The sequence below is a fragment of the Alteromonas sp. MTD1 genome (genome assembly GCF_042848195.1).
Classification (GTDB): domain Bacteria; phylum Pseudomonadota; class Gammaproteobacteria; order Enterobacterales; family Alteromonadaceae; genus Alteromonas.
The window spans coordinates 1-17,227 of sequence record NZ_BTGG01000004.1 but is presented as its reverse complement, the minus strand read 5'-3'; the positions used below and the strand labels follow the sequence as shown (position 1 = coordinate 17,227).

Below are 17,227 nucleotides of genomic sequence, written 5' to 3'. Positions count from 1 at the left end.
TACTAATTGAATAAAAAAGAGAAACTGAAGTTTTTATGGAGAATAAAAGAGGTGTAGATATGGTAGGTTGTCAATACCCTTACCATATCTAATACTATAGAAAAACGTGTAAAGCGTTTGACCTAAAGGCTTATCCCGCCACTTTGCTGGCAAGTTCTGCGGTTTCCTTGCCTAAGTTTTTAAGCTGTTTAATGGTTTTTTCATCTGAAATTTCACCACTATCATTCATTAACGAGTCGACTTTCGCTATCGCTTTTTGATTTGGTACCACCATAGTGCCTAAGTTCTCAAGCAGCATACGAAGCACGACTAGCACGCGCATTCCACCTAAACCACCAGCAGAAGCCGCCATTATACCCGCCACTTTTCCGCGGTAGGCCTGCAGTGGTTTTTCACCTTCCCCCATGCGCGACGCCCAATCAATGGCATTTTTAAGCAGTGCTGGATAGCTTGAATTGTACTCTGGAGACGCAATGAGAAAACCATCGTGGCGCATTAGTAACTCTTTAAACGCTTGCGCTTTTTCAGGTGTGCCATATTGCGCCTCTTCATCTTCGTTAAATATTGGCATTTGATAGTCTGCCAAATCGATGACTGTAACTTCAGCGCCAGCTTCACGGGCACCTTCGGCGGCAACTTTCATGATGGCTTGGTTGAACGAACCTTTTCGAGTACTGCCTGCAAAAGCAAGGATCTTAGTCATTTGAGTTTCCTGTCGTTGATATTTTTTAATAACCGATAAGTTAAGTTTAACTACCTGTTCCGCGGCAATTCAAACTTCAGACTACTTATCTTCAATACTTCTAACGTGAGAACATAAAAAAAGGCTGACAATAATTGCCAGCCTTTTAAAAATTATTAAACCTGTTGTACCTCGAACGCTACATTTTTTCCAGTGTTTCAATACCCAGAAGGGTTAATCCCTGTTCAAGGGTTTTGGCAACTAACGCTGACAATGCTAAGCGACTGTCGCGAACCTGTGGCTCAATGCCTTCTTTCAGCATTGGGCATGCTTCGTAGAATGTCATAAACGCAGACGCGACATCGTATAGGTAAGTACACAGTACATGAGGCGTTGCTTCACGAGAAACTAGACCAATGACCTCTTCAAATTGAAGAAGCAATACTGCCAATGCGTGCTCTTGTTTTTCAGCAATGTTGATACTTGCTGCCAATGCTGCCATATCAACACCTGCTTTTCTAAATAAGCTTTTCACGCGAGTATAGGCATATTGAAGGTACGGTGCTGTGTTGCCTTCAAAGCTTAGCATCGAGTCCCAGTTAAACATGTAGTCGGTAGTGCGGTTTTTAGATAAATCGGCATATTTCACCGCGCCAATACCTACTTTACGCGCTACTTCTTCAAGTTCAGCTTCCGTTAAGTCGCTGTCTCGCTCAGCAATAAGCTTACCTGCGCGCTCAACGGCTTCATCAAGCAATTCAACAAGTTTTACCGTGCCACCCGTACGTGTTTTGAATGGCTTACCGTCATTACCAAGCATCATACCAAATGGGCAGTGTTCATAGCTTTGCGACGCTTTCATAAAGCCCGCTTTACGACCCACAATTTCAGTTTGCTTGAAATGAAGTGCTTGGCGAGCATCGGTAAGAATAAGGGTACGATCTGCGTTTAGTTTACCACTGCGATAGCGCATTGCCGCAAGGTCGGTGGTGGCGTAAAGATAACCGCCGCCTGACTTTTGCACAATGTATACCGCAGGGTTGCCTTCTTTATCAGCAAGCTCAGGAATAAACACTACCTGAGCACCTTGGTCTTCTACCGCGATACCTTGTGCTTTCAGGTCACTAATTACATTGGCTAAATCGTCGTTATAAGCCGACTCACCCATAATGTCTTTGCGAGTTAGGCTTACATTTAGCTTGTCGTATACTTCTTCAGAGTGTGCAATAGACACATCGATGAACTTTTCCCACAGCGCTAGGCACTGGGCATCGCCACCTTGAAGCTTCACTACGTATTCACGTGCACGATCAGCAAAGCCTTCTTCTTCATCAAAACGCACTTTTGCTTCACGATAGAAGTCTTCAAGATCAGAAAGCGCTGTTTCCGCTACTTCGTCTTGCAGCTTGTCAGAAAGGTGTGCCAAAAGCATACCGAACTGCGTTCCCCAGTCGCCCATATGGTTTTGACGAATTACATTGTGACCTAAAAACTCAAGTACCTTAACAACGGCGTCACCAATAATGGTGGTTCGAAGGTGGCCTACGTGCATTTCTTTCGCTAAGTTTGGCGATGAGTAGTCTACAACAATGTTTTGCTGCTCTGACTTTGTGATGCCTAGACGTGAGTCGGCAAGCGACGCTTCGCATTGGTTAGCTAACCAATCGTTATTTAAGTGCACGTTAATAAAACCAGGGCCAGCGACTTCAAGTTTGCTTGCAACGTCATCAAGCTTTACGGTTTCAACAATTTTTTCTGCAATATCACGTGGCTTTTGCTTTAGCTGCTTTGCTAATGCCATAGCACCGTTAAACTGATACTCGCCAAATTCAGGTCGAGCGCTGCGCGCAACCGGCACTGGCGCATTATCTACGCCCATCTCTTTAAGAGCGTCAGTGAAACGGTTAACTAATAGTGCATGTATATTCATAATGTGTTTTGTCTTTTTAAATTTTTACTGACTGTGCTTTTGCTAGCTTGCGTTTAAATAAGCTTATCCAAATCAGCTTAGTTTTCGCGCGTGTTGGTAAACTGAATATCAGGGTAGCGCTCTTGAGCAAGCTGTAAATTCACCATAGTCGGTGCGATGTACGTAAGGTTATCACCACCATCTAAGGCTAGGTTTTGCTCGCCCTTACGTCGGAATTCGTCCAGCTTTTTCTCGTCACCACTGTAAACCCAACGCGCCGTTGCTACGTTAACGTGCTCGTATAAGGCATCTACGTTGTATTCCGCTTTAAGACGCGCAACAACCACATCAAACTGCAGAACACCTACCGCGCCCACAATAAGGTCGTTGTTTGCAAGAGGACGGAAAACCTGAACCGCACCTTCTTCTGAAAGCTGAATAAGCCCTTTAAGCAGCTGCTTTTGCTTTAGCGGATCTTTTAATCGAATTCGCTTAAATAGCTCAGGCGCGAAGTTAGGAATGCCGGTAAAACGGTAATTGTCACCCGATGTGAACGTATCACCAATGCGGATGGTGCCGTGGTTATGCAAACCTATAATGTCACCAGCATAAGCTTCTTCAAGGAGGGCACGATCGCCAGCGAGGAAAGTTAGTGCATCTGAAATACGCACGTCTTTGCCCAAGCGGCTGTTGCGCATTTTCATGCCCTTTTCATACTTACCCGACACAATTCGACAAAATGCAATGCGGTCGCGGTGTTTAGGGTCCATATTCGCTTGAATCTTAAATACAAAACCGCTGAACTTACCGTCAGTACTCTCGATAGTGCCTTCTTCAGTTTCACGGCCAAGTGGTGCAGGCGCCCACTCAACAAGGCCATCAAGCATATGGTCTACACCAAAGTTACCTAATGCTGTACCGAAAAATACCGGCGTTAATTGACCTTCTAAGAAAAGCTCTTGTTCAAATTCATTAGACGCACCGCGCACAAGTTCTAATTCATCACGCAGTGTTTCAGCAAGGTCGCTACCTACCGCAGTATCAAGCTCTGGGTTATCTAGCCCTTTGATAATACGCACGTCTTGAATTGTGTGACCTTGACCGGTTTGATACAAAATAGTTTCGTCGCGATGCAGGTGATACACGCCTTTGAAGCTTTTACCGCAACCAATTGGCCAGGTTATTGGCGCGCACAAAATATCAAGCTCCGTTTCTACTTCATCCAGCAGTTCCATAGGATCGCGAATATCGCGGTCAAGCTTGTTCATAAAGGTTACGATAGGTGTATCGCGAAGACGCGTAACTTCCATCAGTTTACGTGTTCTGTCCTCTACCCCTTTTGCTGCATCAATTACCATCAGGCATGAATCAACAGCGGTAAGCGTACGATAAGTATCTTCAGAAAAGTCTTCGTGCCCTGGGGTATCTAGAAGATTCACCAAGTGGTCGCTATACGGAAACTGCATGACAGACGTTGTCACCGAGATACCACGCTCTTTTTCCATTTCCATCCAGTCAGATTTGGCATGCTGCCCTGACTTTTTACCTTTTACGGTACCGGCAGTTTGTAACGCGCGTCCGAACAGTAGCACTTTTTCAGTAATGGTAGTTTTACCAGCATCGGGGTGCGATATGATGGCGAACGTGCGTCGCTTTTTAATCTCTTCTAACAGCTTCTTATCTGACATTAATACTTATCTTCGTTAACTATCATCTTTGCAAACAACGTGTTTGCTAATGCGTTTCAAAGCGGATAAGCACTGCTTTTCCGCGCAAACTTAACGTTGCGATAAAACGCTTGATACATCATGGAATTTATTGGCGCGAATTTTAGCATTTTACGGCACGTAACAGTAGAGTGAATTGGCAAGAAACTTTGGGGTGTTTTTTGTCGTTGATGAAACGAATAATGCCAAAGAATGCTACTGCTACATCTGGGTATCAAAAACTAGACAGTAACAATCAAATTTAACTATTGTGTTACTTTAAAAAGTAGGTGTGAGCATAGGTTGGTCGAACTGCACAGCTTCTGATGATATCGTTAATGCGTTTAGGCGAGCAGATAAAGCCCTTTATGCCGCGAAGGATAAAGGGCGAAATATAATACTAGGTAGTTAACAATTAACGTACTACCTGCACAAAACATCTACTACGCAGTATAACTAGTCCCATTCAGGTGCAAAGTCGGGCGTCGCTTGACGGTCTCCACAGTCAAGAGCGTCAATTTTTGCAATGTCTTCAGCGTCTAGCTTAAGTGATAACGACTTGAAGTTCGTTTCCAAATTCTTGCGCTTTGTTGAAGACGGTATAGTTATTAGGCCGTGTGCTAACTCCCATGCAACTACCACTTCAGCGGCTGTCACATTGTGCTTTTCTGCTATGGCGATAATGGTATCGTCTTTCAGTACTTTACCTACTGCAAAAGGCATATAGCCAGTCACCGTAATACCATGCTTTGCACAGGCCTCACGTACCTTCTCGTTTATCAAATAAGGATGAACCTCAACCTGATTTGTGGCAATTTGGCCTTCACCCAAGATGCTTACTGCCTGTTCAATTTGCGCAACGGTGAAATTAGAAACGCCAATTGCTTTGGTAAGGCCCATTTCTTTCACGCGCAGAAGTTCACCCAAATACTCTTCCATGCTTTCGCCGTTTTCAGGTGAAGGCCAATGAATAAGCAAAAGGTCGACATAAGATAGCTGCAGCTTGTTTAAGCTCTCTTTTACGCTATCAACAAACTGTGACTTGTTTAGCTTGTCATTCCACACTTTAGTAGTAACAAAAATATCCTCTCGCTCAACGCTACTGTCTTTAATAGCACGACCTACAGACTCTTCGTTACCATAAATTTGTGCTGTATCAATGTGCCTAAAGCCAACGTCTAGCGCCATTGTTACGCTGTCGTATGCTTCGTCATTTTTTAGACGAAATGTACCTACGCCTAATGAAGGAATGTTCCATGGTGATTGCTGTGCTACTTGCATAACGTCTCCTTTTAAGTTGAATACTTTATAGTGTTTGATAAGCCCATTTAGACCAGTTTCAACCCCAAATCGTTTATCTTCACTAACTACAGGCTATTGAACTTGAATAAATGGGCATTGATTTCTAGATTGATTAATCTCGTAGAATTTAAGACTTATGCGTTTGCAGAGAGGTTTTGTCTAGGTAACCACTAAAACGAGTGAGTAAAAGTGCTGCGACCGAGATAAGCGCACCTATCCATGCCGTATCAGACAATTGCATACCATCTACAATTACGCCTCCTAATATAGAGCCCACTGCAATGCCAATGTTAAACGCGGCAATGTTAAGACCGGAAGCTACGTCTACGGCATTTGGCGTAAACTTCTCGGCCAATTGCACTACGTATACTTGAAGGCCGGGCACGTTACCAAATGCAAAGGCTCCCCATAACAGTACCGTGATCACAGCAGCTATTTTGCTTCCCACTGTAAACGTTAATGCAAAAAGAATAATGGCAAGTGCAGAAAAGATAACGGTAAGTGCGCGAACTGGGCCTTTTTTATCCGCTAGTTTCCCACCGTATATGTTCCCTATTGCAACCGATACGCCGTAAATTAGCATAATTAGGCTTATGGCTGAGGGAGCAAAACCGGCCTCCTCCTGCAAAATGGGCGCTAAGTAGGTAAAGGCTGTAAACGTACCGCCATAACCTAATATGGTCATAAGATAGACCAGAATAAGTCTAGGCTGAACAAGTACTTTCATTTGCTCACTCAACGTAGCGGGCCTACTTTGCTTTAATTTATTTGGCACCAGTAATGTGCTGCCAATCAGCGCCATAGTACCTAGCGCGGAAACCACTAGAAATGTAGCTCTCCATCCAAAGTTTTGCCCTATCCAAGTGCCTAGCGGTACACCAGTAACAAGCGCTACCGTTAAGCCTGTAAACATAATGGCAATAGCACTCGCTTCTTTTTCTTTTGCTACCAAACCGGTAGCAATAGTAGAGCCTATAGAGAAAAATACGCCGTGGGCAAGACCTGTTAACACTCTAGCCACTATCAAACTCTCGTAACTAGGAGCTTGCCAAGCCAGTAAGTTCCCCCCCACAAAAAGCGCCATTAAACTCAATAGAACATGCTTTCTGTTCCATTTTCCGGTAAGGGCGGTTAATACTGGTGCGCCAACGGCAACGCCAACGGCGTACAAGCTAACTAACAAACCCGCACTGGGTAGTGAAACGCCTAAATCAGCGGCAATTGTTGGCACTAGCCCTACAATTACAAATTCTGTAGTACCAATAGCAAACGCACTTAACGTTAGTGCAAATAATGCAATAGGCATTGTTAATCCTCACATTGTTAAAAGGCAAAGCGCAGCAGTAATAAAAAGCGCTCTGTTCTTTGTTATTTAAAAGTGTGTACAGTGTGAGGTGTTTTTTATTTGCAAAAAATAGCACTAATGACAAAATACTTTTGTTGTTTTCGTAAAAGAGTGTGCATTATGGCAGTGAAATCTAAAACCGAAGATCTTGAGGCATTTCTTACTGTGGTAGATACAGGAAGCTTCTCGGGCGCTGCAAGCTTGTTAAATCAGCAAGTAGCCAAAGTTAGCCGAGCTGTAACACGACTTGAAACGCAATTAGACGTCACGCTGTTAAACAGAACAACGCGAAGGCTAGAGTTGACCGAGGAAGGCGCTCTATTTTTACGCTACGCCCGAGACAGCTTAAACACGCTAGAAAAAGGTGAAGAAGCGCTAAAGCTGCTTAAACACGCTCCATCAGGAAAGCTTCGTGTAGATGCCGCAAGCCCTTTTGTACTTCATCAACTTGCGCCTTTGGTCAAACCTTTCAATAAGCTGTATCCAGATATCTCGTTAGATATCACTAGCCACGACAGTATTATCGATTTACTGGAGCACAAAACTGACATTGCTATCCGCATAGGTGATTTAGGTGACTCAAACCTGCACGCTCGCCACTTAGGTAGAAGTAAGCTTTATCTTGTTGCAAGCCCTGAATACTTAAAAGATAACCCTATCGATGGCGACGCGAGTTCATTACCCCAACATAAACTCATTGGGTTTAGCGATTCAGCAAGCCTTAATAAATGGCCGTTAAAGCAAGAACCTAAACTTTCATTTCATTTGCAGGCATCAAGTGGCGAAACCATTAGGCACTTGTGTTTAGCGGGCCAAGGAATCGCTTTGTTGTCTTATTTTATGATTCATCACGATATCGAAAACGGTAAGCTGGTCCCTATTTTCAAAGACGATATTGTCTCTCCAAACCGACGAGAAGCCGTGCAAGCGGTTTACTACAAAAATAGTGCTGTCTCTTCACGTATCACTGCTTTTCTTGATTTTATTCAACCAAGGCTGACACTTTAAACGCAGGTTATTGCCCTTTGCCTAGTAGCTTTTTCAAGGCGCTCGGCGGCAAGCCATTCACAATCAACGCAGCAATCATAAGTACTGCACCAGCAACCACCATAGGCAGTAGTGTTTCGTTTAATATGATCACTGAACTTACATAACCCACAATAGGCGTAAGCGTGCTTATAAGTACAATTTTATCAGGGGGAAGTTTCGGGCCAGCAGCAACCATTAAGCCAAACCCTAAGCCTGTAGCTACAGGGCCGATGTACATTAAAAGCAGCCAGTCTTGCCATGCATAGTTTACAAAATCTGGTGTGGGCTCAAATACAAGCGCTAGGGCAAGCATCGCCGCGCCTGCAACAGTGAACTGCCAAAATACGGCCTCAATCACCGTGCCCTGCCACTTGTGAAACGACACCCTTCTAATTGCAAGCGCCCATAATGCAGAAGCAAGTAACATTCCAAAGAGGGGTAACCAAGCGCCAGGCTCACCACTAGCGAACAAAATCATGGCACAACCAATGGTAGAAATACCCGTTAATATCAGTCTTTTTGAAGGCGGCTTTTGCCTGTACCACAGCGTGTCGATAAGTAACATCCAAAGCGGTGTGGTATAGATCAATATGCTTGCAGTACCGGCTGGAATGTATTGCAGCGATAGCGTAATTAACCCCATTGATAAAATAAATTGAAAAAAAGCTACCACCAGCACAACTGCGCGATCTTTGCGGTTTAAAATAGGCAGCCTTTTCTTTGTGATCAGCACGAAAATAGCAAGGACGGGTAAGCTTAATAAAAAGCGCAAGCACACCATCCACACTGGGTCAACTATTTCTAACCCTACTTTCATACCAGGCCAGTTTAACCCTAAACACAATACGGCAACCAAAAGCATCTTTATGCCTTTAGACTGCTGTTTTTCCATTATCGGTGCTGTAGACATTTATTTTCTTGTCCAAGATAAAGCGAGGTTACTTTGTCGCGATTAAGAAGAATCTAAAACCGTATTGTGAATACTAGAACAGGGTACGGTTTTTTGCGGGCGCAAATATAAGTTAATTCAATGAGGATTGAAACCATTGCGAGGTTAAACAGCAGAGAAAACTGACCACATGGTCAACATAAATAAACAGTGTATGGAAAGAATTAATTACAGATAAAAAAATGCACAAGCAAGGTAGTGTTTATTGTGGTTTTTCCCACTTCATGATGACAGCATTTTCCTTACCGTTTGCTAGCGGGTAATAGTTTTTGCGAATTTCGATATGATCAAAGCCGTGTTTCTCATACAGTGCAATAGCACTTTCATTGCTCTCTCTCACCTCTAACCACACTTCTACCATACTGTTGTGTAATGATAATGCCAGCACGTGCTTAAGCAACATATCCCCTATTCCACGGCCACGGCATTCACGTTTAACCGCAATGTCCATAAGGGTGGCTTCATCTAGTACTTCCAGCATAATGGCATAACCCACAACCATCTCATCTTCTACTGCAAAAACACAGTAATAAGGTGGCGTTAAACAATCTTCGAAGGTGGTGAGTTTCCAAGGTGAAAACTGTGCATTAGCATGAATATCGTAGGCCTGCGCTATCCATTCAGTCGATGTGTCAGAAGTGACAAGATGCAGGTCCATTAGTAACTATCGAGTTTGCGCAAAGCTAATTAATGCCTGCCAAAGCGCTCGCTTTTGTTTTTTATCTAAAGAAAGGGGAGCTGTAGGGAGAATAATGGCGTGTTCGTCTACCTTTAACGCAGTGCTTATCATCACGCTACCGACCAGTGTAGACGGCAATCCAAGCTGCACACAAGCAAGCTGTAAATCACTTAGCCATAATGCCGCTTGCTCGCGTTGCTGAGCACTTAAAGGAACGCCCTCAGGGGTTAAAGGAACGTTTTTCGGCGTTGCAGGTCTGCTATGTACTGATTCATTTGAAGGTGCGGAAACTGACGTTTTTACTGCAGATTTATCAGGCTTGGTTTCTGATTTGGCTCCGCCCCCCATTTGTGCGCGTAACTGCGCAAGCTTAGATTGCTTTTCTTCTTGGGTAATCGGCTTGGCTTGTGAGCGTTCTGTAACTTGCGTTTGCGCTGGCTGCGACAAGGCTGCCCCGTTACCTTCTTGCTCTACCGTGCTATCGCTTTTTTGCTCCTCATAAGCTTTCCTGGTTACCCAAACGGTAATCCCCATTTCTTGAAGAACAGCTTGTTGGTATGAGGTTAGCGACATGGTGCTCACAGAATAACTTTGACTTCGCGTAGTTTACGCGATGTTCATACAATATTAAACCTTGCCAGTACGCCATACACGTAACATTTCATATGAAATACAAGACACGGAAAACAGGTACTTTTATGCATTACTTGTGTAAGTAATTTGCTTTTCTATTTATCAGTAAGAATATCGTTCTGTACAGGAAGTACAGGAGAAGAAAGTGGCAGGGGTGGAGGGACTCGAACCCCCAACCATCGGTTTTGGAGACCGCTGTTCTACCAATTCGAACTACACCCCTAGCGCGCTGTGCATTATACGGATGCGTTAACAAAGGTAAAGCGTTTTTCGTGTCAGCGGCAACTGCATGCTCATTTAACATGCAATACGATGTTTTTTCGGCCTATTCTGCTTCACTTTGACCTAAGGCCTTAAACCATAAGTCGTTTGTAACCGATACAATTTCTTTATGAAGCTCGAATTTAGCTATAGCTTCGTCAAAAGAAATACCAAGTATGGTGGTATAGCATTGTAAAAGCGCTTTGCTCTGTTCAATAGATAACTTATTTATCAAACAGCAGCTTGCCAAGTCGAAGTAACGATTCCCCATTGCTGAATACTCCCAGTCAATAACAACGGGAATATCGTTTGCTCTGCATAATACATGACTGGCTAATAAATCATTATGGCAAAGCACTAAATCATCGTCGTCTTGCTCACTTTTAATCACTTTACTACGAAGCGATACAGCGTGCAGGTACAGCGAATCATCTGGAGCCAAATTAGCGACATGGATATAGTGTTGCCAGCGTTCAATAAGATTCAATGGCCTTGCAGTAATTGGCAGTTGGTGGATTCGAGCGAGTACATTAGCAAGGGTTTCAGGTTTTGCCTGCGCAACTTTTATATTTGGTTGCCATTGCTCTACCCATAGTGTTTCATCATCACTTAGCCAAATGGCACGGGGAGCAATATCAAGCGAATGCAACTGTTGTTGAAGTACAAACTGGTGAGTACGATTCACACCGCTGAAAGTGTCGTTACCCAGCCATTTTACTGCGTAGTCTGCGCTTGAAGATGTATCGTCATTTCCTTCATCCTGAACGCGATAAACATCATTTACCGCGCCTGAGGGATGCTTGGTGATTTTTGCATTGTCGGAAAGCCTAAGCGCCTTCTGCAGAAGCGGGAGGATATTCAACATTTCTGCTCTGCTTGTTGTACTGCATCATCCATTGATAGTAACCAAATATTGAGAAAACGACATAGCCTGCAAACAAGCAGGCAGACAGTGCGTAACCCACTTGAAAATATAAAAAGGCGGAAGCAATATTGATGAAGAACCAGTACACCCAGTTCTCCAATATCTTATGGGCTACCATAAAGGTAGTTATGACGCTTAGCAAGTTGATACTTGCATCGAGCAGTAAAAAGTCACTATTGAACTGAGAGCTAGCCATTATCGACAAGCCCCAAGCAAGCAACAATAAGGTAGGCACTAACAAACTATGTACCCACCATGGCCAGTGGATAATCGCGCTTTTCTCTGAACCGCTCCCCCCCTTTGACCACTGATAATAGCCATAACCCGCCATTACCATGTAAAAGAAGTTTAATGCTGACTGAAAAGGCAAAGTTACTTGCCAAAACAAGTAGGTATAGATAGCCGTGCTCACGAAAGCACACAGCCAGCACCAACTATTTTGCAAAGCGGCTAATAATACATAACCAATGGCAAGCACTACTGCCACCCACTCTAGTAGTGAAGTGGCAGCAATTTGCTCTGAAAAGCTTGTTAGGAAATCGGCCATTACGACTTTCTTGCCTGCATCGCGTCAAAGTTGAGGAACTTAGCCACAAATATTGCCTGCCCCACCTCTTCGTGCGTACGCTGCATTTCTTTACCCAAAATACCCATTACCTCACCGTATTCACCTGTCACTTGCGTGCTCGTAGAGCTAGTCGAGACAGTGATGGTGTCATAACCGTTTAACCTATCAATGAAGTTTTGGATAGGTGGAATGTATTCGTTCACCAATGGATAAAGCGACAACTCAACCATAACGTGCATAACGCCTCCTAGAACTCGTACTTAACCGTAACACCGTACTGACGACCGTTGCCAATTTGAAAGTACGGCTCATCGAATGCATACTCATCGCGAGGGTCGTTACTAAAGCCGCCGAATCCACGTGTGAAATACTCTCTATCGAACGCGTTTTGTACCCATAATGAAGTTTGCCAATCGCCGCTAAATAGCACCAGTTCTGAATTCACCAAAGCAAAACTTGGTGACGTTACGTCATGGCCATCTGAGAAACGGTACTCACTTTTAAAGTCTACATCGACGCGCCACAGTAGATTGTCGGTAAACGCATATTCACTAAATACGTTAGCGGTCCACTTAGGTGCTTGCGCCTGGCGTTGTTCATCAATAACAGTACCGTCAGCAAGCGTGTAACCTTCAAATGTCGCGCTTAGGTAACCTACCGAGGCATCTATACGAAACGCATCGCTCGCAATCCAAGAAAGCTCTAGTTCAGCTCCCTTGTTTTCGCCCACATCAGCATTGGCAATAACGTCTGCAAAACCCGAGCTACCATCCTCACGTTCAATGACTTCAAAGTCACTTATTTGTGTGTCTTTTCTATCCATGAAGAAAATAGCGGCACGTGCTGTTAGTGACGGTGTAAACAGCGGTCCTTTCACACCTAATTCATAATTCCAGTTGTACTCTTCATCAAAGAAACGTTGATTGTCTTGAAGACGATTGTCTGGGTTAAAGCCAGCGCCTTTGAAGCCGCGCGAAATACTTGCATAGTAGAAATGGTCACCGGCTGTATATTGCAGTGCCACTTTACCGCCCACCATATTGGTGTCGAATGCACGGCCTAAACCGTTATTATCGATAAAGTCGAAGTCATAATTCTCTAAACGAAGGCCGGCCACCAATGTCAGGTTTTCTTGAAGCGCGGTTTCTGTCTGTAAATAAAGCGCCGTAGTGGTTGGCTCGTAGGTACTTGCATAGTCGCCGTCTGCGAAGGTGTATTGGCGAATCAAATTCTCTTCAGTGGTTTTATAAAATGCGCCCAGTGTCCAATCGGTCATGCCATCAAACAAAGCAGCACTCTCAGATGAAACAAATCGGATTTCACCGGTTTGTGTTTCTACATCTCTGAAATAAGCGTCAAAAGAGGTATAGCCAAATGGGTGGAAGCCGGTGAACGTCCAATCTTCATCGTAGCCATACGCAATATTATGAGACGCATGTGTTGCGATAAGAATTAAGTCGCCCGCTTTTGAAGACGTTGTAGAGCGTACGCTCACTGCATGGGTTTGATGCTCGTCGAAACCCGGCTCGTCCGAGCGCGTTTTGTTATCGTTATCTAATGAGAATGCGTCGTAGCCGTTATCTATATCGAACCAACGATAGGTTAAAGCTAGCTTAGTGCGTTCGCTAACGTTACCTTCTAAAGCAAAACGCAGTGCCGATTCGTCAATATTATTGGTGTCGTCTCTACCTAAAAACGTATTTTCAACAAAACCATCACTGCGGTTATGCACTAATGCAACGCGATATCCCCAATCGCTGTTTATATCATTGCCCGTGGCCGCTTCTACACGGTAGCTATCTTTATTGCCAATTCGAGCTTCCACATAATCTGGCGCAGCATCACCCACTTCATTACTTGTAAGCTTTACTGCTCCGGCTAATGCCCCCGTTCCATAAAGTGTGGCTTGAGGGCCTCGGTATACTTCTAGCTGTTTAGTATCGAAAATAATGCCAGCAGCGGCTAACCCAGAGAAGTCGAATTCATCAACGATAAAGCTAACAGAAGGGTTAATAGGTTCAGCAAATTGACTGCGTTCACCAATACCGCGAATTTGAATAAAACGTCCTCGCGAAGCACCAGCAGCAAAATTAACATTTGGAATACTGTTTAACACACTGTCGATATGAGAAGGCTGTCTGCTGCGAAGGCGCTCTTGGTCAACAATTGAAGCACTAGCACTCAGCTGGTCTAACGTAGTTTGGCGAAAATCGCCTGTTACAACAACGCGCTCAATGTTTTTTGGCAGTGCGCTATTTGCTTGAGCATTTTCGTTAATGTTTTGAGCGTAACTAGAAACCGAGCTGGCAATTAATGAAAGTGTGAAAAGTGATTTGTACATGGGATCTCTTATTCTTCTTAAGAAAAAAGACCCGGCTTTAACGGCAGGTGATTAGGCTAAATTGTGCACCATCCCTACGCCGGTATTATCCGGATCAGGTGTAAGGGTTCCCACAATGTGGATCTCAGACCGAAAACGGACACCCCTTGGTAACGTGAGTACGGCTAAGCTGCCGCACTCAAAAACTGCGACGGAGTCTACCAGTTAGATAAACATCGTCAAGAGAAGTTAGCGTTAAGCTAACTTCATATTAGAAATAACATATACGCTTAGCTTTCTTCGATATTCATATTAAGCCTACGAACTTCATCGTCGGTTTGTGCCTTAAGAACTTCTAAAGTTTTTCCGTGAGACGTTGGAAGGCGAGTTTCAGGATCTACTTTTACGAACACAATATCGTCGGCAAAACAAATTGTCTTTTTTGTTGCCTTGTTTCTTACCAAGCAACTTACCGTTATAGAAGTACGACCTACTGCTTTTGTCTCTAATCCAAATTCTACAATATCGCCTTGTAATGCCGGAGACTCGAAGCTAATTTCACCAATGTGCTTTGTTACCAGGCAATTGGTTTCCAATTGACAAATTGCCCAAATGGCAGCTTCTTCGTCTATCCATTCCAACGCGCGCCCACCAAAAAGTGAATTGGCATAGTTAAGGTCGTTTGGCATCACTAAACGCCGAGAAAGAAAGCGCATTCGAATTCCTCTTTATAAATCGCTACTATATGGCTAAGTATAACGAAAAATCAGATCTATGGCGCTAAACGAATTACGTAATTGGCTTCATTTTCCTTATGAAAACGCACAGTCAAACGCCCATGTGCATAGGCGATTACTTGTTGTTAACGGTAACGAAACATTTGTTGATGAACAGGCCACTGCGTTATTAGCACAATTACCCGCAGAGTTAACTGTAAACACCTTCGACAGTGCTAAGTTAAAGGGTAAGAATCGACAGAATTTACTGGGAAACGAATGGGACATTGCTATTTTAGATTGCCGCAGTGTATTTAGGCCCAGTATTTTGATGGCTGTCGCTGGAACCGTGAAGAAAAGTGGCTGTTTGGTCTTATTGTGTCCTGACCTAGAAAAGTGGCCTAATAATGTAAATTTAGACTTTATATCGTTTGGCTACGAGCAAAAGTACAGTCGATATCTGCGCTATTTTGTAACACACCTTAAGCTGCAACCATGGGTATGTTTTCATAACGAGAATGAAACCATTATTCCAGACAACAACGAACTGGCAGCAAGCACAGACAAGCAAAATATTGCGTTGCCGTTCAAATCGGCCGATCAACAAAAAGCATTTGCCAAATTACTTACCCTTTACAATAAGAAAGCACTTAATGCCACTATTACCGCGCCTAGAGGGCGAGGTAAGTCTTCTCTTTTAGGCTTATTTACTGTTCACTTGTTAAAACAAGGGCAAAACATTCTGCTTACCAGCAGCAACATAGAAAACATTGCGAATATACTACAACGTCTTCCTTTTAACGACGATGACCAACGTTTAACTATTTCTTCAAGAAAAACACGATTAGAGCTAGATTCTGGCACCTTGCAATGGGTAGCGCCGGACGATCCTAGATTGGTTAACGACCATGACGAACAATGGGATATTTTAATTGTTGATGAAGCGGCCTCTATACCTTTACCTTCGTTGCAGTCATTTATTTCCCATCATCATCATTGGTTATTAAGTACTACGCTTCAAGGGTACGAGGGAAGCGGTAGCGGCTTTATGCTTAAGCTTATGCCGACTTTGGAAAGTAATAGTAATACGGTATCCCATATAACGCTAACCAGCCCAATACGCTGGTATGACAACGATTTACTCGAGCGTTTCCTTACGTCGCACTGTTTGTTCAACAGCTCACTATCTCTTAGCCCTAAAAGAGACGACGATTTAGAGATACAACATGCTGTGTTTTCAATTGAAGAAATTAACCGACTGTCTTTAGAGGATGTGAGTAGCATAATGCAGCTACTTGCTTCAGCGCACTATCAGACGACTCCTGACGATTTCATGCGAATTTATGATAGCCCAGAGACATTGCTAGCAGTACTTAGAATAGAACATCAAATTGTTGCGGCTTGTATCGTAAACAAAGAAGGCGGAGAAAAACTAGCACCACTGGCTTCTGATATTGCTGACGGTAAGCGTCGTCCTAAAGGCCATTTAGGCGCCCAAAGATTAGCACTTTTGAGCGCTAATAAAGATACGGCTTTACTTAATTACTGGAGAATAAATCGCATTGCAGTTATACCTCACCTTCAAAGCCTAGGACTGGGCAGTAATATGCTTAAACAAATTATTAAAGAGGCTCAAAGCGAAGGTGTGGATGCCGTATCTACGTCGTACGGTGCAACACAGGAGTTACATGCATTCTGGGAGGCTAATAAATTCTCTATTGTTGATACAGGCAGAAAACCCAACAAAGCCAGTGGCGAAACAAGCGCAATGGCACTTTTGCCCTTAACTCACAACGCTCGTGCCCTCACGGTAACGTTACAGAACCTCCAAACAGCAATAAACGCCAGTGCGACATTTTCTTCCTTGTCAGAAAGTTTGCAAACGCTATACGTTAAAAAGGTGCTTCATTTTGCTTCAGGGTATCGACAGCTTGGTGATGCGCAGCCCTACCTTATTGCTATTGCGCATTATCAACGTGCAAATGCAGGTCTTAGTGAAAAACTAATAACACAAGACGTTCTAAGCGCTTTAACTAGTGGCATGGAGTCTGTGCACGCGCTGCAAGCACAATTAGGTGCAAGCGGCATTAAAGAATTACAAGCTATAATTAGAAAAAGTATAGATTCTGAAAAGCTTGCTTCGTTAATGACAAAGTAAGAACTGTAATTAGCCTCTTTTTAGTCAAAAGCACTTTCTATTAGC

15 protein-coding genes, 1 tRNA gene and 1 riboswitch are annotated in these 17,227 nt (G+C 43.7%); of the genes, 2 read left to right on the top strand and 14 right to left on the bottom strand.

From position 1 onward, the window contains the following. Positions 1-130 precede the first annotated feature (130 nt). The 5 genes from ACGHAV_RS06140 to ACGHAV_RS06120 all read right to left on the bottom strand — a co-directional run bounded on the left by ACGHAV_RS06140 (position 131) and on the right by ACGHAV_RS06120 (position 6,905). A complete protein-coding gene (locus tag ACGHAV_RS06140) occupies positions 131-703 on the bottom strand; it encodes an NADPH-dependent FMN reductase (protein WP_390377872.1) in 573 nt (190 codons plus the stop codon). A 178-nt stretch (positions 704-881) separates the two neighbouring features. Next, positions 882-2,612, bottom strand: a complete 1,731-nt coding sequence (gene argS / locus ACGHAV_RS06135) for an arginine--tRNA ligase (protein WP_390377869.1) — start codon at positions 2,610-2,612, stop codon at positions 882-884. A gap of 77 nt (positions 2,613-2,689) precedes the next feature. Further along, entirely contained in the window at positions 2,690-4,279 is a 1,590-nt protein-coding gene (gene prfC / locus ACGHAV_RS06130; protein WP_390377866.1) for a peptide chain release factor 3, read from the bottom strand. Between the two features lie 474 nt (positions 4,280-4,753). Beyond that, entirely contained in the window at positions 4,754-5,578 is an 825-nt protein-coding gene (gene dkgB / locus ACGHAV_RS06125; RefSeq protein WP_390377863.1) for a 2,5-didehydrogluconate reductase DkgB, read from the bottom strand. Between the two features lie 148 nt (positions 5,579-5,726). Continuing rightward, positions 5,727-6,905: an MFS transporter gene (locus tag ACGHAV_RS06120; RefSeq protein WP_390377860.1), complete on the bottom strand. Its 1,179-nt coding sequence runs from the start codon at positions 6,903-6,905 to the stop codon at positions 5,727-5,729. A 159-nt stretch (positions 6,906-7,064) separates the two neighbouring features. Between ACGHAV_RS06120 and ACGHAV_RS06115 the strand changes: the two genes are divergently transcribed. Then, positions 7,065-7,952 carry a LysR substrate-binding domain-containing protein gene (locus tag ACGHAV_RS06115; protein WP_390377857.1) on the top strand — a complete coding sequence of 296 codons (888 nt, stop codon included), beginning with the start codon at positions 7,065-7,067 and terminating at the stop codon, positions 7,950-7,952. Positions 7,953-7,959: 7 nt separating this feature from the next. Here ACGHAV_RS06115 and ACGHAV_RS06110 read toward each other — a convergent pair whose 3' ends face one another. The 9 genes from ACGHAV_RS06110 to ACGHAV_RS06070 form a co-directional block, all read right to left on the bottom strand. Continuing rightward, positions 7,960-8,883, bottom strand: coding sequence for a DMT family transporter (locus tag ACGHAV_RS06110; RefSeq protein WP_390377854.1), 924 nt, complete (start codon positions 8,881-8,883; stop codon positions 7,960-7,962). A 241-nt stretch (positions 8,884-9,124) separates the two neighbouring features. After that, positions 9,125-9,580 carry a ribosomal protein S18-alanine N-acetyltransferase gene (rimI, locus tag ACGHAV_RS06105; RefSeq protein WP_390377851.1) on the bottom strand — a complete coding sequence of 152 codons (456 nt, stop codon included), beginning with the start codon at positions 9,578-9,580 and terminating at the stop codon, positions 9,125-9,127. Between the two features lie 6 nt (positions 9,581-9,586). Beyond that, positions 9,587-10,174 (bottom strand): alanine acetyltransferase, encoded by a 588-nt coding sequence (locus ACGHAV_RS06100; RefSeq protein ID WP_390377848.1) that lies wholly within the window; start codon positions 10,172-10,174, stop codon positions 9,587-9,589. Positions 10,175-10,380: 206 nt separating this feature from the next. Then, a tRNA-Trp gene (locus ACGHAV_RS06095) sits at positions 10,381-10,457 on the bottom strand. A 102-nt stretch (positions 10,458-10,559) separates the two neighbouring features. After that, complete coding sequence (locus ACGHAV_RS06090) at positions 10,560-11,360, bottom strand: phosphotransferase (RefSeq protein ID WP_390377845.1); 801 nt, start codon at positions 11,358-11,360, stop codon at positions 10,560-10,562. After that, a complete protein-coding gene (pnuC, locus tag ACGHAV_RS06085; protein ID WP_390377842.1) occupies positions 11,323-11,967 on the bottom strand; it encodes a nicotinamide riboside transporter PnuC in 645 nt (214 codons plus the stop codon). The genes ACGHAV_RS06090 and pnuC overlap by 38 nt, the downstream gene beginning before the upstream one ends. Continuing rightward, positions 11,967-12,227, bottom strand: a complete 261-nt coding sequence (locus ACGHAV_RS06080; RefSeq protein WP_334012888.1) for a hypothetical protein — start codon at positions 12,225-12,227, stop codon at positions 11,967-11,969. Before ACGHAV_RS06080 ends, pnuC begins: the two co-directional genes overlap by 1 nt. A gap of 8 nt (positions 12,228-12,235) precedes the next feature. Further along, positions 12,236-14,329 carry a TonB-dependent receptor gene (locus tag ACGHAV_RS06075; RefSeq protein ID WP_390377839.1) on the bottom strand — a complete coding sequence of 698 codons (2,094 nt, stop codon included), beginning with the start codon at positions 14,327-14,329 and terminating at the stop codon, positions 12,236-12,238. Between the two features lie 54 nt (positions 14,330-14,383). Beyond that, positions 14,384-14,486, bottom strand: a riboswitch (TPP riboswitch). Between the two features lie 112 nt (positions 14,487-14,598). Next, entirely contained in the window at positions 14,599-15,024 is a 426-nt protein-coding gene (locus tag ACGHAV_RS06070) for a hotdog domain-containing protein (protein ID WP_334012886.1), read from the bottom strand. Between the two features lie 58 nt (positions 15,025-15,082). Between ACGHAV_RS06070 and ACGHAV_RS06065 the strand changes: the two genes are divergently transcribed. Next, entirely contained in the window at positions 15,083-17,182 is a 2,100-nt protein-coding gene (locus ACGHAV_RS06065; RefSeq protein WP_390377835.1) for a GNAT family N-acetyltransferase, read from the top strand. Positions 17,183-17,227 lie beyond the last annotated feature (45 nt).